This is a genomic window from Salinisphaera sp. S4-8, from assembly GCF_040361235.1.
Taxonomy (GTDB): domain Bacteria; phylum Pseudomonadota; class Gammaproteobacteria; order Nevskiales; family Salinisphaeraceae; genus Salinisphaera.
Genome location: NZ_APNF01000002.1, coordinates 286,986 through 308,204, shown reverse-complemented (window position 1 = coordinate 308,204; position 21,219 = coordinate 286,986). Strand labels below are relative to the sequence as shown.

Sequence of the window (21,219 nt, the reverse complement as noted above, 5' to 3'; positions counted from 1 at the left end):
GAAAAGAAAAATCCAGACGTTTTAATACAGGTCGTGGCCGGCTACCCTGCGCGGCGCAGGCGTTCGGCCTGATGAACCCACTATTTGCGGATTGTTGATGAAGGCCACTCCCATTCAAGAACACACCAGCCCGCTCGATGCCCAGCAGGCACAGCAGCTTTCGGCGCTGATCGAAACGCTCACGCCGATGCAGGTGACCTGGATCAGCGGCTATCTGGCTGGCATCAACGCCCATGCCACGACCGGCGAAGTCGCTTCGCCGCAGGCCGCGCCGGCTGCGCAGAGCCAAGCCAGCGAGCCATTGACGATTCTGTACGGCTCGCAGACCGGCAACGCCGAAGATATTGCCGAAACGCTGCGTGAGCGCGCCGAGGCTGCGGGTTTGAATGCCAGCGCCTACGACATGCTTGACTACAAGCCCAAGGATCTCAAGAAAGAGAAGAACCTCATCGTCTGTGTGTCCACGCACGGCGAGGGCGACCCGCCGGACAACGCCGAAGAACTGCATGCCTTCCTCTTCGGCAAGAAGGCGCCCAAGCTCGACGGGCTGAAATTTTCGGTGCTCGCCTTTGGCGACACCAGCTACGAGCATTTCTGCCAGACCGGCAAGGACTTCGACGCGCAGCTGGAGAAACTCGGCGGCCAGCGCCTGACCGACCGTGTCGACCTCGATGTGGATTTCGACGACGCCGCCGAAGCCTGGATGGAAACGGTCGTCGATACCTACAAACAGCAGCTCGGCGGTGGCGAGAGCGCACACCCGACCGTCACCACCATGCCCAGTGCGGGCGGCGCCGCGGCGTCGGCCGGCGAGACCTATTCGCGCAAGAACCCGTACCCGGCCGAAGTGCTGGAGAACATCGTGCTCAACGGGCGCGGCTCGGACAAGGAAGTCCACCATATCGAGATGGATACCGAAGACTCCGGGCTGGTCTGGGAGCCGGGCGATTCCCTGGGTGTGATTCCGGAGAACGACCCCGCCGTGGTCGAGGAACTCACCGCCGCGCTGAACCTCTCGCCCGAGGAAAAGGTGACCGGTATCGATGGCGAAGTGACGTTGCAGCACGCGCTCACGCACCAGTACGAAATCACCACGCTCACGCGCCCGCTGATCGAGAAATACGCCGTCCAGGCCCAGAACGAATCGCTGGATGCGCTGCTCGCCGAGGATCAGCGCGAAGCGCTGGCCGAATACATGCACGGGCGTTTTCTGGTCGATGTGGTCGAGGATTATCCCGTTCAGGGCATGACCGGTCAGGATTTCGTACGCCTGCTGCGCAAGCTCCCGCCACGGCTGTATTCCATTGCCTCCAGCCATGCCGCCAACCCGGACGAGATTCACCTGACCGTGGCCGCGGTGCGCTACGAAACCTTCGGCCGCGCGCGTACGGGCGTGGCGTCGATTCAGCTCGCGGATCGCAGCGAAGACGTGAAACTGCCGATCTATATCGACCACAACAAGAACTTCAAGCTACCGGCCGACGACGACGCCCCGATCATCATGATCGGGCCGGGCACCGGTGTGGCGCCGTTTCGTGCCTTTCTCGAAGAACGCGAGGAGCGCGGCGCGGGCGGCGACAACTGGCTGTTCTTCGGCGCCCAGCACTTTCTCACCGACTTCTACTACCAGACCGACTGGCTGCGCTGGCGCAAGGATGGCCTGCTTACGCGTATGGATGTGGCGTTCTCGCGTGATCAGGAACAAAAGATCTATGTCCAGGACAAGATCCGCGCCGCCGGCAAGGAGGTCTTCGACTGGATCGAGCGGGGCGCGACCGTCTACGTCTGTGGCGATGCCAATGCCATGGCCCACGACGTGCACGAAGCCTTGCTCGAACTCATCGGCGACAACGCCGGTCTCGACGCCGAAGGCGCGGCCGACTACCTGAAGAATCTGCAGAAAGAAAAGCGCTATCAGCGCGACGTCTACTAAACCGCTACGCCGCCTACGTCGCGTCCGGTTTTACCGACACCACCGAATTCGAGCCGCATCATGAGCGATAAAGAACTTTCCCCGGTCGAACACATCAAGATTGCCAGCAACTATCTACGTGGCACGATCGCCGACGGCCTGGCCGACGAACTCACCGGGTCGATCGCCGAGGACGACACCCAGCTGACCAAGTTCTACGGGTTCTATCAGCAGGACGATCGCGATCTGCGCTCCGAGCGCAAGGCCTCCAAGCTGGAGCCGCACTACCAGTTCATGCTGCGTCTGCGCCTGCCGGCCGGGGTGGTCACCGGTGAACAATGGCTCAAGATCGATGAACTGGCCCATCGCTACGCCAACGGCACGCTGCGCCTGACCACGCGCCAGACGTTCCAGTACCACGGCGTGCTCAAAAAACATCTGCGCCCGTTGCTCCAGGATGCCTACCAGGTGGGCGTGGACGCGCGCGGTGCCTGTGGTGATGTCAACCGCAATGTCATGGCCTCGGCCAACCCGGATCTATCGGCCTTGCATCGCGAAGTGCACGACTGGTCGGTGAAGATTTCCGAGCACCTGGCCTGGAAATCGCGCGCCTACGAAGAGATCTTTCTTCAGCAGCCGCCACAGGGCGAAGACCACGAACCCATCTATGGCAAGACCTATCTGCCGCGCAAGTTCAAGATCGCCATCGCCATTCCGCCGGAAAACGATGTCGATGTCTTCGCCAACGATATCGGCCTGATCGCGATCACGGAAAACGACCAGTTGCTTGGCTTCAATATCGCCATCGGCGGCGGCATGGGCTCGACCCATGGCGACGAAGCGACCTATCCGCGTCTGGGTAGCGTGATCGGCTTCGCCACCCCCGAGAACACGCTCGAGGTGGTCGAGGAACTGGTCAAGATTCAGCGCGACCACGGCGATCGGTCCAACCGCAAGCATGCGCGTTTCAAGTACACCATCGACGACCACGGCCTGGGCTGGATTCACGAACAGCTCGACGAACGTGCGGGTATCAAGCTCAAGCCGGCGCGTGAATACCAGTTCGCCCGCAATGGCGATCCGCTGGGTTGGGCCGAGGGCGACAACGGCAACTGGCATCTGACCCTGTTCATCGAAAACGGCCGCATCGCGGATTTCGATGCCAACGGCACGGCGCATTATGGCCAGTATCACGGCCCGGCCAACTACAAGCTGATGACCGGCCTGCGTGAACTGGCCAAGATCCATACCGGCGAGTTCCGTCTGACCGGCAATCACAACGTGATCGTCGCCAACGTCAAACCCGAGGAAAAGGCGGCCATCGAGGAACTGGTCGCGCATTACGGCCTCGACGACGGCCGCAAGTATTCCACGCTGCGTCATTCCGCGATGGCCTGTGTCGCGTTTCCGACCTGCGCGCTGGCCATGGCCGAATCCGAACGCTATCTGCCGACACTGGTCACCAAGATCGAGAAGATCGTCGAGGATGCCGGGATCTCCGATCAGCCGATCGTCATTCGCATGACCGGCTGCCCTAATGGCTGCGCGCGGCCGTTTCTCGGCGAGATCGGTTTCGTTGGCAAGGCCCCCGGCAAATACAACCTCTATCTCGGCGCCGGTCACGACGGGGCCCGCCTGAACAAGCTCTATCGCGAGAATATCGGCGAGGAAGAAATCCTGGCCGAGCTTACGCCGATCATCGAACAATATGCCGCCGAGCGCGAAGCTGGCGAACCGTTCGGGGATTTCGTCATTCGGGCCGGTATTATTGCCGAAACCACCGAAGGACGATTCTTCCATGAAAACGTCGGCTCCCCCGAAGCGGCCTGATCGCAATCGCTGGCGCGGCGCGGGCCGATGGCTCGCGCCCGCGCTGTTCCTACTGTTCTGTGCACCGCCTCTGCTGGCTCAGGGCGGCACATCAGCGACGACGCGTGCCGACTCGGCCGGCAGCCCGGCCGCGCAACAGGACAAGGAAGATGTCATCCGTGAGCTGATCGCGCTCACCGATGCCGAACAGCTGGAGGCGATATTCTCGCGCCAGTTCATCGACCGCGTGGCCAATGCTGTGGCGCTGTTTCGCCCGGATATGGACCCGGCCACCATGCGTGTGATTCGCCAGGAAGCCACGTCGGTGATCCGCGAACGTATCGAATCCGGCGATGCGCTGTATTCGGTGCTGTATCCGGTCTACGAAAAACACTTCAATATCTTCGAGCTCAACCAGCTGGTCGAGTTCTACCAGTCGCCGGTGGGCCAGAAGCTGGTACGTGTTTCCCCCGAATTGCTGACCGAAACGCTCGCCCTGGGGCGCGAATGGGGCCTGTCGCTGGTGCCCGAGATCATGGAACGCGTGCAGGCGCGTTTGGCGCATTAGCACGCCGGCGGGTACGAACTCAGATCAACTGGCTGGCGACAAGCGCACGGCGTACCGATTCACGTTCATGCGCCGAGAGTGGTTGTAGTGGGGCCGGCATCACGGGCGCGGCGCGTTCGATCAGTCGAATGGCCTCATGCGCGACGCGATAGCTCGCGTAGTCTCGGCAGACATCCCACAGTGGTTGCATGCGTGCATGACACGAGCGCGCGCTGGCATAATCCGCCTGCTCGATTGCCTGCATGATTTGGTGGAATGCGCCGGGGAAAACGCCCGCCATGACCGAATACCAGGCCCTCGCGCCGGCGACTAACGCGTTCAAGGCCAGCTCATCGCCGCTGTAACCGATCTGCAGGCGATCACCGATATGGTTGGCAAGGGCCTCGTGCCTGGCCGCGGCATCATGCGGCGGCGCAGGTTGCTTCAGTGCTGCGATATGCGGATGTTCGGCGAGCTGTGCGAGCAGGCTTTCGCTGAAGTCGAAGCCGGTAGTACCGGGATTGTTGTATATACAGATCGGGCGACCGACGCCATCGGCGACCGCTACGAACAGGCGCTCGACCTCGACTTCGCGCAGCGGAATATACGAAACCGGGGCCAGCAACAGACCGTCTGCGCCAAGCGCGCATGCCTTTTGTGCGTGATGTTGCACATCGGCCTGGGTCAGCGCGCCGACCCCGGCGATGACGGGGATGCGTCCCTTCGCCTGCGCCACGGCCGTTTCGATGACACGCCCGCGTTGTGCGGCATCCAGATAGGCGTAGGATCCAGTGCTGCCCAATACCCCGATGCCATCGACGCCTGCCTGAAGCAGCGGCTCGAGAATTGCAGCGAATGCGTCGGTATCAACCCGACCGGCATTATCGAGCGGCGTGATGGGGAACGCGATCAGACCTCGAAAGACCCGTGTAGCGCGACCGGTAGCATCTTGATCTGGCGTATTCAGGCGCCCGGTTCGGTTCATGTGCTCAGGCATGCGAACGCTCAGTCCGGCTGCTTTCCCAGCGCCCGACGCCCATGAAGATCAGGCGCAGCTGTTTTTCGGCGCGCAGCATCAGCGCGTCGTCTTCGGCGTTGTCGGGGTCGACATCGAGAATACGCTCGGACAGGGTGATTACGGTATTCACCACCAGATCCGCGATCGTGCGCAGATCGTCCTGCGAGATATGCGAAAACTCGTCAAAGCGCGCGAAGTCTGCGGCCAGGGCATTGGTCAGCAGCACGATCTCGTTGTGAATGGCTTCGCGCATGGCCACGGTGCCGGCAAAGCGTTCCTTGACCACGAACTGAAACAGCAGCCGGTTGTCGCGTACATAGTGGGCGAACAGTTCCACCGAATAGCGCACCAGGCCCTTGAGCGGCATGGACGACAGCGCCGCATCATTGAGGATATGACGCAAAGAACGAAACGTATCCTCGATCAGGGTCAGACCCAACGCGTCGAGATCCTCGAAGTGACGATAGAACGCGGTGGGCACCACGCCGGCCTGACGCGCGATCCGGCGCAGCGAGATCGCCGAGAAATTCGCCTCGGTGGCGACCAGTTCCAGTGCCGCCTGCATGAGCGCCTCGCGCGCTTCGCCGCGGCGCGGCGCGTTGCGCTGGCGCGCCGCCGGTTTTTTCGCATCGCGGCTCATGGCTGTCGGCGGTACGGACATAAAAGCGTCATCGGCATGGATAGCGACCTTAGCCGCTTGTGAGGCGATTGAAAACAGGGCACGGCGATCGCGGGCGTGAGATCGATAAATCGCTTGTGAACAAGTGTTGACTTACGCCCTGCGATCACCATAAAGTGTACACGTGTTCACATTCACGAGGAAGCGTCGATGAACCCGGTGATGAAGAAAGTTCTCGGTAGTTCCGTCGTCAGCGCGCTGACCAGCCCGCTGTCGGTCGACGACTATCTGGCCCTCATCGACGGCCGTCTGTCGCTCACCGAGCCGCGCGGGCGCGTCACGCATGCCGTGCGCCAGACGCCGGACAGCGTGACCCTGGTGATCGAGCCGAACGACAACTGGCGCGGGCATCGCCCCGGCCAGCATGTGCTGCTCGGCGTGGATCTCGACGGCGTGCGTCATAGTCGCTGTTTCTCGGTGGCCAGCGCGCCGGGCGAAAAGATGCTCGAGATTACGGTCAAGCGCAACGGCGACGGCCGCGTGAGCAACTATCTGGTGGATCATGCCACGCGTGGCCAACTGGTCTATCTGAGCCCGGCCGAAGGCGAATTCTATGCGCAGTCGCGCGCGCCGCAGCAGGCCTTGTTGTTGAGCGCGGGCAGTGGCATTACCCCGGTGATGGGCGTGTTGCGGCACTGGATTGCCCGTGGCGAGCTGCACGACGTGGTGTTCGTTCACTACGCCCGTACGCGCGCCGACATGATCTACGCCGAGGAGCTCGAAGCCCTGGCCGCGCGTCATTCCGGTCTGCGGGTGGAAAGCGTATTTACCGCTGATGGCGGCCAGCGTCTCGACGACGCCTCGCTCCAGAACATGGTGTCCGATCTGGCCGCGCGCGAAACCTGGATGTGTGGCCCGGCCGGTTTCATGGATGCCGCCGAGCCTTTGATCACCGCGCGTAGCGATGCGCCGCTGCATCGCGAGCATTTTGCGGCTACCCGCCGCGATGCCGCCCAGGGCGAGGGCGCGGTGCAGTTTCTCAAAAGCGACGTCGCGGCCTCGGGGGAAAGCGGTTCGTTGCTGGAAGTCGCCGAAGGCGCCGGACTCAAGCCCAACTACGGCTGTCGCATGGGCATCTGCCATGCCTGCAAGTGCCGAGTGGCCGAAGGCAGCGTGCGCGACCTGCGCACCAACCGCGTACGCCAGGTCCGCGATACCGATATCCAACTATGTATCCACGCCGCCGCCGGCGACGTGGCCGTCGAACTGTAGCACGCGGTTCGATCTGTTTTTAAAAGCTTCTCACGATCGACGCATAGCGCGTCATGGAGTAGAAACATGGGTAAACCGACACATCTGAGCAAAGCCGATATCGAAGCCTTCGGGCGCGAAATCGATGCCGTTCGCGATGAGGTCATGAACGACCTCGGCGAGCGTGATGCAAGCTATATCCGCAACATCCTCAAGACCCAGCGCTATAGCGAGGTTGCCGGCCGCGCGTTGTTGATGGCCGGGTTGCTGCCGCCGGCCTGGGTGGCCGGTGTCGGCCTGCTGTCGTTGTCCAAGATCCTGGAAAACATGGAGATCGGGCATAACGTCATGCATGGCCAGTGGGACTGGATGAACGATCCGGCCATCGATTCGGCCACCTACGACTGGGACAACACCTGCCCGGCGCATCAGTGGAAGCATTCCCACAACTACATGCACCACACCTTCACCAATATCGTCGATCTGGATCGCGATGTGGGCTACGGCATTCTGCGCATGAGCGAAGACCAGCCCTGGCGTGTGGCGCACCTGGCGCAGCCGCTCACGGCCGCGACGCTGGCGACCTTCTTCCAGTGGGGCGTGGCCCTGCACGATCTGGAAGTCGAGCGTCTGGGCAAGGACAAGACCTTCAAGGAGGCCGCGCTTCAGCTGCGCGAGATCTGGGGCAAGGCCCGCAAGCAGGTGCTCAAGGACTATCTGCTGTTCCCGGCCCTGGCGGGACCGATGTTCGCGCCGGTACTGGCGGGTAATGTCACCGCCAATCTCAACCGCAACCTGTGGTCGTTCCTGATCATCTTCTGCGGGCATTTCACCGATGAGGTGGAAATGTTCGATGTCGAGGAAACGCGCGACGAAACGCGCGGGCAATGGTATCTGCGCCAGCTGCTGGGCTCTTCGAATCTGACCGGCAGCGTGCCGTTTCATATTCTCACCGGCCACCTGAGCTATCAGATCGAACACCATCTGTTCCCGGACATGCCGTCGCATCGCTATCGCGAAGTCGCGCCCAAGATCCAGGAGATCTGTCAGCGCTACGGCCTGAACTACAACACCGGGCCGTTGACCAAGCAGTTCGGGGGCGTGGTCAAGCGCATTCTGCGCATGTCGTTGCCCCATCGGCGTAAACGCAATACGCTGGAGCCCAAGACATCCGCGGATGCGCCGGCCTATGCTCAAGCTGCTTGAAACCCTCAAGGACTCGGCCGAGTCGACCTTCGACTCGGCCGCGTCGCGTGTCGAGAACGTGCATCGGCTGATCAGTGGCTATGTCGGTGGGCAGACACGCCGCCTGCGCGGCGCACGCCGGCCGGAAGCCGACCCGCGCGATGGACAGTCGCCGCGTAGCAGCCAGCCGCGTGACGCGAGCATCTACGATGTCATTCGCGGCGTGAATCGCGAAATCGGGGAGTTCGGCACCGACGTGTTCGAAATCATCGACGATGCCCGTACGCGTCGGGCGATCGAAAAACGGGGTGCTACCAAGCCGGGCGAGGATAGCGAGCGCGATTCGTAGCGCGCGCATACACCTGCGCTCGACAATACGTTTGCGAGTACAACGTTCGGTTCGCCGCGCCGGTCGCGAACGCGTAAAATCGCCCCGCGAACGATAGCCGAGCGAGGGCCGAATGGCGGTACCGGTGTTGACACGTCGATGTATGGCCCAGCGGCTCGGTCGAGTAGCGCTGGGTTGTTTGATCGTGTGTCTGGTACTGCTGCAGCCCGCGCTGGCCCAAGTCGCGGGTGAGCAGAAAGGCCTCGATGAACGTATCGCCGATCTGCGCAGCCGGGCCGAGGCCGTGCCGGCGCGCGAGAATATGGATTCGGCGTTGCGCGATCAGATCGTGGAAACGTATCAGCGCGCGATCTCGTCGCTGGAAACCGCGCGTAACGCCCGCCAGGACACCGCCGAAATACGCCGCCAGGCCGAGCAGGCGCCGGAGCGTATTCGTGAACTCAAGGACGAGTTGCAACAGATCGAGGCGCCACCTTCGAGTCAGGCGCTCAGCGATCTGCCCGCGAGTACGCTCTCGAGTCGTGTCGAGGCCACCAGTTCGCGTATCGCCGATAATCAGGCCCGTCTGGCCGATCTGCGTGACCAGCTCAACCGTATCGCCCAACGGCCGGATGCAGCGCGCGCGGCCCTGGCCGATGCCCGCGAGTCGTTGCGATCGCTGGATAGCGACAGCAGCGCCATCGAGCGCGATCAGCCGAGTCTGCTGCTGGAAGCCAGAAACGCCGCGCTGGCTGCCCGGCGCGAAGCCCTGACCGCCGAAATCGAGCGCCTGCAGCAGGAACTCAGCAGTCAGGATGCGCGCCAGCGTGCACTCGAGGCGCAGCGTGCGCTCGCCGAAGCGCGCCAGGCCTACGACACGGAGCTGCTGGAGTCGTTGCAGCTGGCGCTGGGCCAGCGCCAGAACCAGAGCGCGATCGAGCTACGCATGGCCAGCGAGCAAAAACTCAGCGAATTGCGCACGGCTGCCGAGCCGATCAGCGATACCGCCCAGCGCAATGTGGAGTTGGCCGACCAGCTCACCCATATTACCGCCCAGACCGAGTCACTGGCCTCCGAACAGGTGCGCCAGCACAAGCGTGTCGATGATATTCAGCGGCGGCTGAGCCTGGTTCAGCGCCAGCTCGAGATTGGCGGTTCCTCGGTCGCGCTGGGGGATGTGCTGCGTGCCCAGCGTCGTGATCTGGCCCGCCCGGGCCTGTTGTCGACCGGGGGCGACCACGCGGCCGATACGAGCCAGCCGGAAATCGCCTCCGCCGAGTTGCAGCGCTTCCAGTTGCAGCAGCAACGCGCCGATCTCGAGGATATCGACCGCCGTGTCGCCGAAATCGCGGCCGACAATCCGGACCTCGACGAGGGCCAGAAGACGTCGCTCGAAGCGCTGCTCAGGCATCGCCGCGATATTCTCGATCTGCTGATCAGTGCCGAGGGGCGTTATATCGAGATCGGTCGCGATCTGCGCCGGCTGTCCTCGGAATACGGCCAGACTGTCGATTCCTTCAATCGCCTGCTCGACGAACGCCTGTTCTGGCTGCCGTCCTTTGCGCCCATGGGGCTGGGCTGGTTCGCCGAGGTCGGACAGGACCTGCCCTGGGCATTCAACTGGTCGTCGTGGACGCGGGCGCTCGAACGTCTGGTCGACGGCGTGCAGGCACGCCCGTTCGTGGCCGCGGCCGGCCTGGCGCTGATCGTGGCCCTGTTGCTGTTGCGCCGCCCGTTGCGCTCGCGCCTGCGCCGTCTGGCCGAGCCGGTGGGCAAGGTCCAGCACGATACCTTCTGGGTCACCCTGCGCGCCGCACTCGCGACCGTGCTGCTGTTCATCCCGCCGGTGGCCGCGTTGTTGCTGGCCGGTTATCTGGTGCGTACCCCGGCCGATTCCGACGTGTTTACCACGGCGGTGTCGGCGGTGTTCGTCCAGGTGGCGATTCTGGTGCTTTTCCTCGAGCCGTTTGCCCAGGTATGTCGCAAGTACGGCCTCGCCGAAAGCCATTTCCAGTGGCCGGAAGAGGCGCGCCACGGCCTGTATCGCATGCTGCGCTGGTTGCTGGCGATGTTGTTCATCCCGACCATGCTGGTCACCTTCACCGAAGCGTTCGACGACGACAGCAAGCGCGAAACGATCGGCCGCGGCGCCTTCATGGCGAGTTCTTTGATGATCGCGGCGTTTTCCTGGCGACTGCTGCATCCGACCCGCGGCGAACTCGCCGGTGTCGTCAATCCGGAGGCGGGTTCGGCCTGGCGGCTGGGGTATTTATGGCTGCCGGTGGCGGTGGGCGTGCCGTTGCTGTTGTTTGGTCTGGCCGGCATGGGCTATTACTACACCGCCTTGCAGCTGCAGAGCCGGTTCTTCTACTCGGCGGGGCTGCTGGGCGGCGGCTTCGTACTCTATTCGCTGATCGTACGCTGGTTGACGGTCGCCGAGCGCCGGCTCGCGCTCACGCGCGCCTTGCGCCGACGCGAGGAAGCCCGCGAGGCGCGTGCGACCCGCGATGCCGCCGCTGCCGCCGGTGAGAGTACGCCGGAAAATCTGGATACGCTGGAGATCGATCTCGTTCAGATCAGCGAACAGACTCGCGGTCTGATCAAGGTGGTGATCGCGCTGATTTCGCTGGCCGGGCTGTGGTTGATCTGGTCGGATACCTTGCCGGCGCTCCAGCTGCTGGACAACATCACCCTCTGGCAGTATGCCAGCGAGGTCGACGGGCGCACCCAGTTGACCCAGGTCACCCTTGGGGCCCTGCTGCTGGCACTGACTCTGGGTGTGGTTACGGCCCTGGCCGGACGCAACCTGCCGGGCTTTCTGGAAATTACCGTGCTGCGGCGGTTTTCCATGGATGCCGGCAGTCGCTATGCGATGGCGACCCTGTTTCAGTATGCGATCGTGATCATGGGCATGCTGGGCGCGGTTGCGTTGATCGGCTTTCGCTGGTCGTCGATTCAGTGGCTGGTCGCGGCCGTTGGTGTGGGCCTGGGTTTCGGCTTGCAGGAGATCTTTGCCAATTTCGTCTCCGGTATCGTCATTCTCTTCGAGCGCCCGGTACGCGTGGGCGACACGGTCACCGTGGGCACGCTCACCGGCACGGTGTCACGTATTCGTATTCGCGCGACCACGGTCACCGACTGGGACAACAAGGAAGTGGTGATTCCGAACAAGACGTTCATCACCGAAACCGTGATCAACTGGACGCTCACCGACGACATCACGCGTTTGATCCTGCGCGTGCATCTGGCGCTGGATACCGATACCGAACTGGCCGAAAAGCTGATCATGGATGTGATCAGGGACGAGCCGGTTGCGCTGGAAAATCCCGCGCCGACGGTGTTCTTCGTGGGCTATGACGATAGCGCGCTGATCTACGAAGCGCGTATCTTCTACCACGATCTTTACAATCTGCTGCCCTTGCAGCATGCGATCTACAAGGGCATGCACGCGGCCTTTCGCGCCAACGACGTGGTGGTGTCCTTCCCGCAGCAGGATCTGCATCTGCGCTCGGTCGATGACTCGTTCGCCAAGGTCTTTCGGGGCGCGCCCGGCAAAGCCCAGGCCGAGAGCGGGGAAACCGACGACTCGCGGAAACCGGTGGGCGACACCTGATCGACGCCCCGAATTGGGGCTTGGCACACCGTCGCGGCTCGGCCGGCGAGGGTTGTCCTGAGCGTCGGCCTCAGTGGCGCTGCTCAGGCGTTGTCGTCGCCGCTATAGAGTTGTCGGGGCAGGGCTTCCGGGTAGTAGGCATAGAGCCAGGTTTCGGTCACCTGGCGGGCGCCGTGGTATAGCGCGGCCTGCAGTTCGACCGGTGTGTCGTCGGGCGGCAGTTCGCCTTTCCAGTCGAAAAACACCCGCCAGCGCCCGCTTTGTTCGACATGCTGGACATACGGGTTGTCGATCTGGCCGTGGCTGGCGTGCACTCGCGGCTCGGGTGCGTTGTCGGCGTCGAGGCCGTCCAGGGGCTTGCCGGCGAAGTCGATCACGAACTTGCGTGCCAGTACCGACTGGTCCTGGTAGGTGCCCGGAGCGCCGGCACGGCCGGTACGGGTGGCCATTACCCGTGCCAACGCCGGGGGATCGGGCTGATCAGCGCCCCAGTACAGACGATAGTCGAAGCGCCAGGCACGTGCCGCGGTGGCTTTTTCGCTTGGCACCCAGAACACGTTGATGTTGTCGTACACCTCTTCGTCGGTGGGCAGTTCGAGCAGACCGACATGGCCGCTGCCCCAGTCGCCGCGCGGTTCGACCCAGAGGCTGGGTCGGTTTTCGAAACCCACGTCCGGGTCCTGATAGTGATCGAAGACCCGGTCGCGTTGCAGCAGTCCGAAGCCCTTGGGGTTTTTATCCTCAAAGACGCTGTACTGGGTACGCGGTGGATTGACCAGCGCCCGCCAGAGGCGTTCGCCCTGGCCGGTGGTCATGGCCAGACCGTCGCTGTCGTGTATTTCCGGGCGCCAGTCCACGCCGCGTCGTGCGTTGGTTTCGGAAAACCAGAACATGCTGGTTAGCGGGGCGATGCCCAGCCGCCGAATAGCGCGACGTTGAAACAGCCGGCTTTCGATATCCAGCACGATATCGTTGGGTCGGCTCAGGGTGATCCGGTAGGCGCCAGTCACATGTTCGCCCTCGAGCAGGGCGCACAGGGTCATGCGGGTTGCATCGGCCGCGGGCTTGATCAGCCAGTACTGGGTGAAATTCGGAAACGCCTCGTCGCTGCCGTAGCCGGTATCGACGGCCACGCCGCGCGCCGACAAACCGTACTGATCCAGCCCGCCCGGGCTGCGGAAATAACTCGCGCCCTTGAAGGCCAGCCATTCGTGGGCCGGCTCGGTGCGCCCGAGCACGCGTAAGCCGGAAAAACCCAGATCGGCCGGCAGGCGCTCGGCGAGCTTTGGGTCGTCATAGCGAAACAAGGCGCTGTCGTAGGGGATACGCCGTGTTCGCCCGTTTTCGACCACGTGAATCGCCACCGGCGAGCGGGCGTTTTGATCCAGGTGAAAGAATTCAACCGTGACCGGCGTGTCCGAGGCGGCCCAGAGGGCGGCCTGCTTGCGCGTATGAATGCCCATGAAGGCTTCATAACCGATCTCGTCCAGCAGCTTGTCGTAGCGTTGTTCGGGGGCCGTGTAAGGCCTTTGCGCCAGGGCACGGGCGTGGGCGATCACGCGATCGAAATCGAAGGCTTCGCCGTCGGCCGGCAAGGCGGGAATATCCGTGGCAGCGGCTGCCCAGGTGGGCAAAAGATAAACGCCCGCGAGTGCCGTGGTGGACACAAGCAGGCGTCGTCTGCCCAGATCGGTTGTCATGCGCAAATTGCTGGCGTTCAGCCCGGCAACAAGGCTAGATGGCCAATAGGCCGACTAGGCCGCGCTGACCATCGCGCCCCGCAGTTTCTTGATGGCGGCAACTTCGAGCTGGCGAATACGCTCGGCCGATACCTGATACTTGTCGCCGAGTTCCTGCAGGCCGATCTTGCCGTCTTCACGCAGCCAGCGGCTTTCCAGGATATCGCGGCTACGCTCGTCCAGCTGGGTCATCGCCCGCGACAGATTGGCGTGCTGATAGGTCTGCCAGTCGCCGTTCTCGATATCCGAGGCCGGGTCGTAGCCGTCGTCGGCCGACAGATAATCCTCGGGCGCGTAGCTGTCTTCGTCGTTGGCCGAGGGCAGGGCGTTATAGGAGGTATCGCCGCCCGACAGGCGACGCTCCATCTGCAGCACGGTTTCCGGCTTGACGCCCAGATCGCCGGCCACGGCCTGGACTTCCTTGTCGTTCATCCAGCCAAGACGCTTCTTGGAACTGCGCAGGTTGAAGAACAGCTTGCGCTGGGCTTTGGTGGTGGCCACTTTCACGATGCGCCAGTTGCGCAGGATGAACTCGTGAATCTCGGCACGAATCCAGTGCACGGCAAAGGAAATCAGGCGCACGCCCACATCCGGATCGAAGCGCTTGACGGCCTTCATCAGGCCGATATTGCCTTCCTGAACCAGATCCGCCAGCGGCAGGCCATAGCCCGAGTAACCGCGGGCGACATGCACCACGAAACGCAGATTGGAGAGAATGAGCTTCTGAGCCGCCTGGATATCGCCGTCGTCGCGCAGCTTGCGGGCAAGCTGCTGCTCGTCGTCGACTTCCAGCACGGGAATGTTCGATACCGCCTGCAGATACGAGTCGATGCTGCCCGAGGCAAGCGTCGGCAGGTTCATCTTGGCGGGGGATAGAGAAATATCGTTAGCCATGTGCAAAGCCTCCTTAAGACTTTTGCCTATTACAGCCATTCTAGCAAAAATTCACGCCGGCTGATGCCGTGAACATAGCAATGCCTTTAAGACCGCTGGCCCCAGGTTAGGTTCCCGCTATCGTGGTTCGATCGCGGCCAGACGGCGGTTGACCGTGAGCACACAGCCCAGCCAGCCGAGCGCGACGCCGATACCCAGCAGCATGAACACACCTTTCAGGCCGAGCCCGTGCATGGCCAGTGCCCCGTTATAGGAGCGCGTGAGCGCAGCCAGGGGTTCGGCAAGCGCAAGGAAACAGATACCCAGCAATATCAGCGCCAGCACTGCGCCGATCAGGCCATACCAGAAACCGCTGTAGAGAAACGGGCGCCGAATGAAGGCGTCGGAGGCACCGAGCAGCTTCATGACCTCGATTTCCTCGCGCCGGTTCTCGATATCCAGGCGGATGGTATTGCCCACGATGAACAGGACCGCGGCCGACAACAGCAGCCCGATCACCCAGGCCGAGCGCTCGATCACCGACAGAATCGCATACAGACGTTCCAGCCAGGCCTGATCGAGCTCGGCCCGCGCCACGCCGGGCTCGTCTTCCAGCGATACCAGCAAGGCCCCGATTTCGGCACGCGACATGTCTGCGCGTGGATTGATTGTGATCACCGCCGGTAGCGGATTGTCTTCCAGCGCATCGAGCGCGGCACCAAAGCCCGAGGACTTGCGAAATTCGGCCAGCCCGGCCGCTGCGGAAATATAGCGGCTGGTTGCGACCTCGTCGCGCTCGCCCAGGCGTTTGGCCAGGGCCTGGCCGTCGGACACCGACAGATCGTCGCGCAGGTACAACGAGGCCTGAACCGCGCGATGCCAGCTCTGCGAGAGCGTATCGAGATTGTTCATCAGCACGTACAAGCCGGCCGGCAGAGCCAGTGCGATGCCGATGACCGTGGCGGTGAGCAGGCTCGCCAGCCAGCGCCGATGCAGGCGGCCCAGGCTTTCGATCAGACAGCGTGCATGCGAGCTCACCCAACCCTGCGCGGGCGCGGCGAGCGTGCTCGGCATGCCGCGACGACGGGTATTGCCAACCGCGCTGGGGGCGGGTTTGCCGCTACTGCGTGCCATGGCGTCAGCCGTTCTCCAGGTGACCGTGATCCAGACGAATCCGGCGATGACCCATGCGTTCGACCAGATCGATGGCATGGGTGGCGATCATGATGCTCGTGCCAGCTTCGTTCAGGCGCATGAAAAGCCGCATGATATCGGCCGACAGCGCCGGGTCGAGGTTGCCGGTCGGCTCGTCGGCGAGCAACAGATAGGGGCGATCGACCACCGCCCGCGCGATGCCCACGCGCTGCTGTTCGCCGCCGGAGAGCGTGATCGGAAACTTGCGCTCGAGCGAGAGCAGGCCGACCGTATCGAGCGCCGCGCGCACGCGCCGGGCGATATCGGCATGACCGAGCCCGCGGATGACCAGCGGCAGGGCCACGTTGTCGAAGACGGTGCGGTCGAACAACAGATTGTAATTCTGAAAAATCAGGCCCAGGCGCTGACGATAGCGCGGTATCTGGCGGCGCTTGACCGCGGCCAGATTGGTGCCGTTGATGACCACCTGACCGCGGGTGGGGCGTTCGATCAGGCCGATGAGCTTCATCAGCGTCGACTTACCGGCACCGGAATGCCCCGTCAGAAAAGCCATCTCGCCGCGTTCGAGATGCAGCGACACGCCGTCGAGCGCGATCTTGCCGCCCGGGTAGCGTTTGATCACATTCTTGAAGGCGACGATATCGGTCATGGGCGAAAACGGGCCGCGTTACTTGCTGCGATCGAACAGCGCGTCCATGAAATGCTCGGATTCGAACACGCCCAGATCCTCGACTTTCTCGCCGATGCCGATAAAACGCAACGGCAGGCCGAGACGCTTGGCGATGGCGAACACGATACCCCCGGAGGCGGTGCCGTCGAGCTTGGTGATGGTGATACCGGTCAGGCCCACGGCTTCATTGAAGGCCACCGCCTGCTGCAATGCATTGCCGCCGGTGGTCGCATCCACCACCAGCATGACTTCATGCGGGGCGTGTTCATCCTGTTTGGCGAGCACGCGCTTGATCTTCTTGAGCTCATCCATGAGATGGCCCTGGGTGTGCAGGCGCCCAGCGGTATCGGCAATCAATACGTCGATACCGCGGGCCTTGGCGCGCGAGAAGGCATCGAAGACCACTGATGCCGAATCCGCGCCGCTGCCCTGGGCCACCACTGGTACATGGTTGCGTTCGCCCCAGCCCTGCAACTGCTCGACCGCTGCCGCACGAAAGGTATCGCCGGCGGCGAGCATCACCGACTGACCGGCGTCCTGGAATTTCTTGGCCAGCTTGCCGATGGTCGTGGTCTTGCCCACGCCGTTGACGCCGACCATGAGAATCACGAACGGACGCGTGTGCTCGGGAATGGTCAGCGGTTCCTCGCAGGGGGTGAGAATCGCGCCCAGATGTTCGCGCAGGGCCTTGCCCAGATCCTTGCCGGTACGCAGGCGCCCGCCGTCGAACATCACCTGCAGCCGATGCATGACCTGACCGGTGGCCTCGACACCGACATCGGCCAGCAGCAGCTGGGTTTCGAGTTCGTCGAGCGCATCCTGATCGACCGTTTCGCCCGGCAACAGATTGCGCAGGTCGTAGGTCAGCCACGAGTCGCCCTTGTTGAGGCTGGCTCGCATACGGGTGAAAAAACCCGGCTGTTTGAGTTTGGAGCTCTTGCGCGCCTTGGGATCGACGTTGGCCATGAAGAATGCGCTGCCTGCGGTTGAAACGTGAACGAGGGCGCGTGGCGCGAATCCGGCATGGTGGTGCCGGCGCGCACGTCACCGATCGGGCGCTACTTTAGCATCGCCGCCGGCCACGGGCGCAGCGATGAGTACGATCGGTCGTTGATCGTTTTCGACCAACCGGAAGGCCAGCCCTGCGCGTTCCAGGTCGGCTACCAGCGCACGGCGTGCGCTGGCATAGTCGCGTTGATCGGCAGCCGTGGCCAGCAGATGGAAACGATGCGCGACCTGCTGGGTATCGGTCATGCCCACCCACAATGGTCGATGATCGACTGCGCGCACGCGCCCGGTCGGCCATAGTCGCAATACGCGGCGCAGCCGTTCGGCTTCAGGGGCGGCGGCTGCATGCACCAGCGTCAACGCCGGCTGGCGCCCATCGTGAATGCGTGGCAATACCGCGAGCTGGCGGATATCGCTGTCACTGACCAGCCAGTGCAGCGGCTGGCTCATGCTCAGCGCGGGCGCGGCCTGCCAGCCGGCTTCGGCCAGCGCATGTTCGAGTTCGGCCGGCGTGGCCGCGGCCTGGACGTTCAACGGCGCACTGGCGCGCCCGGCGATATCGCGAATACGGCTATCGAGCTCGCGATAGCCGCCGCCGGCCCAGTCGCCGACAACGGTTTGGGTGCGCTTGGCCTGCGCCTGTGCCCAGGCGCGATAGGTGGTATCCGGCAGAATGCCGGCGACCACCGCGATCATCCCGAAACCGGCGAATACCGCCAGCACGGGCGCGCCCCGCACCCGGCCCGGGCGCTGACGCCGATAGCTGAGCACGAGCATGTTCAGCCACACGAACGCAATCGCCAGGCCGATGAGCAGATCGCTGGCCCAGTCCAGGCCCAGATACAGGCGCGCGAGCGCGATGAGCACCACGCCGGCGACGGTGATCGAATGATAGTAGGGGCGTGCGGTGGCGGGCTGGCCGGCCGCGATCATGAGCCCGGCCATGCCGTAGACGGTGGCACACAGAATCAGATCCTGACCGCCGCCCGCGAGAAACAATGGATCGCCGACATCGCCATGGAAGTAGCCGCTGGGCGCAGGAATGGCCAGCCACCAGCGCAGACCGAGTGTGACCAGCGCCGAAAACCCGAGCGCGGCCACCCAGTGGGTCGCGGCACGACCGTTGCCCATCACCGCGAGTACCGCTGCCAGCACCACCGCGAAGGGCAGATAGATCAACGGTGAACCCATCTGGGCGATGGCGAAGGCGATCTGATCCGAGATTGGCGTCTGCAGGCTTTGTACGATATAGAACGCCACGGCATCGAAATGCCCCGGATAGACCGGCCGTTGCCAGCCCCACATGAGCAGATAGGCCAGCGCTGTGGCCAGCATCAACAACACCGCGCCGATGGCCAGGGCCGGGATTTCGGGCTGGCGCGGATCAGCCAGGGCCGGGCCCAGCCGGCCCAGGCGCCGATGCCGCCGGCTCCAGGCCAGCAGTCGCCCGGCATAGCGATGCAGGGCGACGCGCCCGGCGACCAGTACGAAGCGCACGGCAATGGTCGTCAGCCAGACGATGGCCACGACCGCGACCAGCAGGATCGCCAGGCGGGTGGCCACCTGGGCGGCCAGATCCAGCGAGGCGCCGAATACCACGCCCGGCAGGATATAGCAGGGCGCCCAGATCGCGGTGGCGATCAGGTCCATGACCACGAAGCGTGTGACCGACAGTCCGGCCGCGCCGGCGACCGTGGGTATGATCGGACGCAGCGCGCCGATCAGGCGACCCATGACGATGGCCTTGCCGCCGTGCTCGGCCAGAAAACGCTCGCCTCGTGCCACCAGCGCGGGCGCCCGGGCAAAACCGGGCAATGACGATAGCCGGCCCCGATAGCGCCGCCCGAGCGCGTAGCTGGCGCCGTCGCCGATCAGCGTACCCACGATCGCCACCGCGAATGTCGCCCCCAGCGGCAACAGGTTGGCGCCGATCAGCGCGCCGAAGGCGAACATGAACAGCGCCCCGGGTACCAGCAGGCCGAACAGAAACAGCGATTCGCCGAGGGCGACCGCGAATACGAGCGCGAGCGCGGCTAGCGGATGGGTCTGAACCCAGGCCAGCAGGGCCGCGAACAGCTCGTGCCCCATCGTGTGCAGCCGTTACGTGCCCGCGCGGGGCGCTCAGCCGCGCGCGAGCAGTGCAAAGGCCGCGTCTGCGGCATCCAGGGTGCGCGCGATCGCGGTGTCGTCGTGGGCCTGGGAGATGAAGGCCGCTTCGAACGCCGAGGGCGCGAGATATACACTGTGATCGAGCATGGCATGGAAGAAGCGTGCAAAGGCCTGGGTATCGCAGGCCGCGACGTCGTCGAATCGGCTCACGCGCTCGGCATCGGTAAAGAACAGGCCGAACATCGCGCCCACGCGCTGGGTCAGCAACGGCACGCCGTGGCGAGCGGCACGCTCGTCGAGGCCGGCCAGCAGCGTATCCAGCTGCGGCGCGATGGCTTCATGTACACCGCCGGCCTTGATGCGCGACAGGGTGGCAATGCCTGCCGCCATGCCCAGCGGATGGCCGCTGAGCGTGCCGGCCTGATAAACCGGGCCGGTGGGGGCCAGGGTTTGCATCACCTCGGCGCGGCCACCGACCGCGCCGACCGGCATGCCGCCGCCCACGATCTTGCCGAGCGCAGTGATATCCGGTGTGATGCCGTAATAGGCTTGGGCACAGCCAGCGTGTACACGAAAGCCGGTCATTACTTCGTCGAAGATCAGTAGCGCGCCGTGGCTCTCGCACAGTTCGCGCAGCCCTTCGAGAAAGCCCTCGACCGGCGGCACGCAGTTCATGTTGCCGGCCACCGGTTCGACCATGACGCAGGCGATTTCCTGGCCGTGGGTTTCGAATGCCTGGACGACCGAATCCAGGTCGTTATAGGTCGCCGAGAGCGTATCCGCGACCACCGCTTCTGGTACGCCGGGCGAGCCGGGAATGCCGAGGGTGAGCGCGCCCGAGCCGGCGTCGACGAGCAGGGCATCCACATGGCCGTGGTAGTTGCCCTTGAACTTGAGAATCTTGTTGCGTCCGGTATAGCCACGCGCCAGACGCAGGGCGGTCATCGATGCTTCCGTGCCGGAGTTGACCATGCGTACCGATTCGATCGAATCGACCATGGAACACACCAGCTCGGCGAGTTCGGTTTCCAGACCCGTGGGCGCCCCGAAGGACAGGCCCTTGGCCGCCTGCTGCTGGACAGCCGAAACCACGTCCGGGTGGGCATGACCGAGAATCATGGGCCCGAACGAGCCGACATAGTCGACATATTCATTGCCGTCGACATCGTAGATATAGGCGCCTTCGGCGCGGTCGATGAACGCGGGCGTGCCGCCCACGCCCGCGAATGCACGCACGGGCGAATTCACGCCGCCCGGCGTGACGCGGGCCGCGCGTTCGAACCACTGTGCCGAACGCGGGCCGGGGCGCTGCCATTGTGGGTTCTCGGATGCGCTCATCGAAAAATACTCCTGCAAAAAGACAAAAAAGAATACCTGCGCCGG

General features: G+C 63.6%; 16 protein-coding genes. 7 read left to right on the top strand and 9 right to left on the bottom strand.

Going from position 1 to position 21,219, the window contains the following annotated elements; translation table 11 throughout:
• Positions 1 to 97 precede the first annotated feature (97 nt).
• The 3 genes from S4A8_RS03995 to S4A8_RS03985 are packed head-to-tail and all read left to right on the top strand — an operon-like array spanning position 98 to position 4,289.
• On the top strand, positions 98 to 1,933 hold the full coding sequence (locus tag S4A8_RS03995) for an assimilatory sulfite reductase (NADPH) flavoprotein subunit (RefSeq protein ID WP_353219133.1): 1,836 nt from the start codon (positions 98 to 100) through the stop codon (positions 1,931 to 1,933).
• 60 nt (positions 1,934 to 1,993) lie between these two features.
• On the top strand, positions 1,994 to 3,742 hold the full coding sequence (cysI, locus tag S4A8_RS03990; RefSeq protein WP_353219132.1) for an assimilatory sulfite reductase (NADPH) hemoprotein subunit: 1,749 nt from the start codon (positions 1,994 to 1,996) through the stop codon (positions 3,740 to 3,742).
• Complete coding sequence (locus S4A8_RS03985; RefSeq protein WP_353219131.1) at positions 3,711 to 4,289, top strand: DUF2059 domain-containing protein; 579 nt, start codon at positions 3,711 to 3,713, stop codon at positions 4,287 to 4,289. Before cysI ends, S4A8_RS03985 begins: the two co-directional genes overlap by 32 nt.
• Before the next feature lie 19 nt (positions 4,290 to 4,308).
• Here the strand turns inward: S4A8_RS03985 and S4A8_RS03980 are convergent, their stop codons facing one another.
• Complete coding sequence (locus S4A8_RS03980) at positions 4,309 to 5,253, bottom strand: dihydrodipicolinate synthase family protein (protein WP_353219130.1); 945 nt, start codon at positions 5,251 to 5,253, stop codon at positions 4,309 to 4,311.
• A 4-nt stretch (positions 5,254 to 5,257) separates the two neighbouring features.
• Entirely contained in the window at positions 5,258 to 5,926 is a 669-nt protein-coding gene (locus tag S4A8_RS03975) for a TetR family transcriptional regulator (RefSeq protein WP_353219129.1), read from the bottom strand.
• Between the two features lie 189 nt (positions 5,927 to 6,115).
• Here S4A8_RS03975 and S4A8_RS03970 point away from each other — a divergent pair, with 189 nt between their 5' ends.
• The 4 genes from S4A8_RS03970 (at position 6,116) to S4A8_RS03955 (ending at position 12,282) form a co-directional block, all read left to right on the top strand.
• Positions 6,116 to 7,177, top strand: coding sequence for a ferredoxin reductase (locus tag S4A8_RS03970; RefSeq protein ID WP_353219128.1), 1,062 nt, complete (start codon positions 6,116 to 6,118; stop codon positions 7,175 to 7,177).
• A gap of 66 nt (positions 7,178 to 7,243) precedes the next feature.
• Entirely contained in the window at positions 7,244 to 8,362 is a 1,119-nt protein-coding gene (locus S4A8_RS03965; RefSeq protein WP_353219127.1) for a fatty acid desaturase family protein, read from the top strand.
• Entirely contained in the window at positions 8,346 to 8,690 is a 345-nt protein-coding gene (locus S4A8_RS03960; RefSeq protein ID WP_353219126.1) for a hypothetical protein, read from the top strand. Before S4A8_RS03965 ends, S4A8_RS03960 begins: the two co-directional genes overlap by 17 nt.
• A gap of 142 nt (positions 8,691 to 8,832) precedes the next feature.
• Positions 8,833 to 12,282 carry a mechanosensitive ion channel domain-containing protein gene (locus S4A8_RS03955; protein ID WP_353219125.1) on the top strand — a complete coding sequence of 1,150 codons (3,450 nt, stop codon included), beginning with the start codon at positions 8,833 to 8,835 and terminating at the stop codon, positions 12,280 to 12,282.
• Positions 12,283 to 12,365: 83 nt separating this feature from the next.
• On the opposite strand, the gene S4A8_RS03950 is transcribed toward S4A8_RS03955, so the two are convergent.
• The 7 genes from S4A8_RS03950 to hemL form a co-directional block, all read right to left on the bottom strand.
• Entirely contained in the window at positions 12,366 to 13,982 is a 1,617-nt protein-coding gene (locus S4A8_RS03950; protein ID WP_353219124.1) for an OpgD/OpgG family glucan biosynthesis protein, read from the bottom strand.
• A 54-nt stretch (positions 13,983 to 14,036) separates the two neighbouring features.
• Positions 14,037 to 14,915 (bottom strand): RNA polymerase sigma factor RpoH, encoded by an 879-nt coding sequence (rpoH, locus tag S4A8_RS03945; RefSeq protein ID WP_353176711.1) that lies wholly within the window; start codon positions 14,913 to 14,915, stop codon positions 14,037 to 14,039.
• Positions 14,916 to 15,032: 117 nt separating this feature from the next.
• Positions 15,033 to 16,028 (bottom strand): permease-like cell division protein FtsX, encoded by a 996-nt coding sequence (gene ftsX, locus S4A8_RS03940; protein WP_353219123.1) that lies wholly within the window; start codon positions 16,026 to 16,028, stop codon positions 15,033 to 15,035.
• A 4-nt stretch (positions 16,029 to 16,032) separates the two neighbouring features.
• Complete coding sequence (ftsE, locus tag S4A8_RS03935; RefSeq protein WP_006914967.1) at positions 16,033 to 16,698, bottom strand: cell division ATP-binding protein FtsE; 666 nt, start codon at positions 16,696 to 16,698, stop codon at positions 16,033 to 16,035.
• A gap of 18 nt (positions 16,699 to 16,716) precedes the next feature.
• The gene (ftsY, locus tag S4A8_RS03930) at positions 16,717 to 17,685 is read right to left on the bottom strand and encodes a signal recognition particle-docking protein FtsY (protein WP_353176714.1); all 969 of its coding nucleotides are present in this window, start codon (positions 17,683 to 17,685) and stop codon (positions 16,717 to 16,719) included.
• A gap of 78 nt (positions 17,686 to 17,763) precedes the next feature.
• Entirely contained in the window at positions 17,764 to 19,815 is a 2,052-nt protein-coding gene (locus S4A8_RS03925) for a VTT domain-containing protein (RefSeq protein ID WP_353219122.1), read from the bottom strand.
• Between the two features lie 33 nt (positions 19,816 to 19,848).
• On the bottom strand, positions 19,849 to 21,174 hold the full coding sequence (gene hemL / locus S4A8_RS03920; protein ID WP_353219121.1) for a glutamate-1-semialdehyde 2,1-aminomutase: 1,326 nt from the start codon (positions 21,172 to 21,174) through the stop codon (positions 19,849 to 19,851).
• Between the last annotated feature and the right edge of the window lie 45 nt (positions 21,175 to 21,219).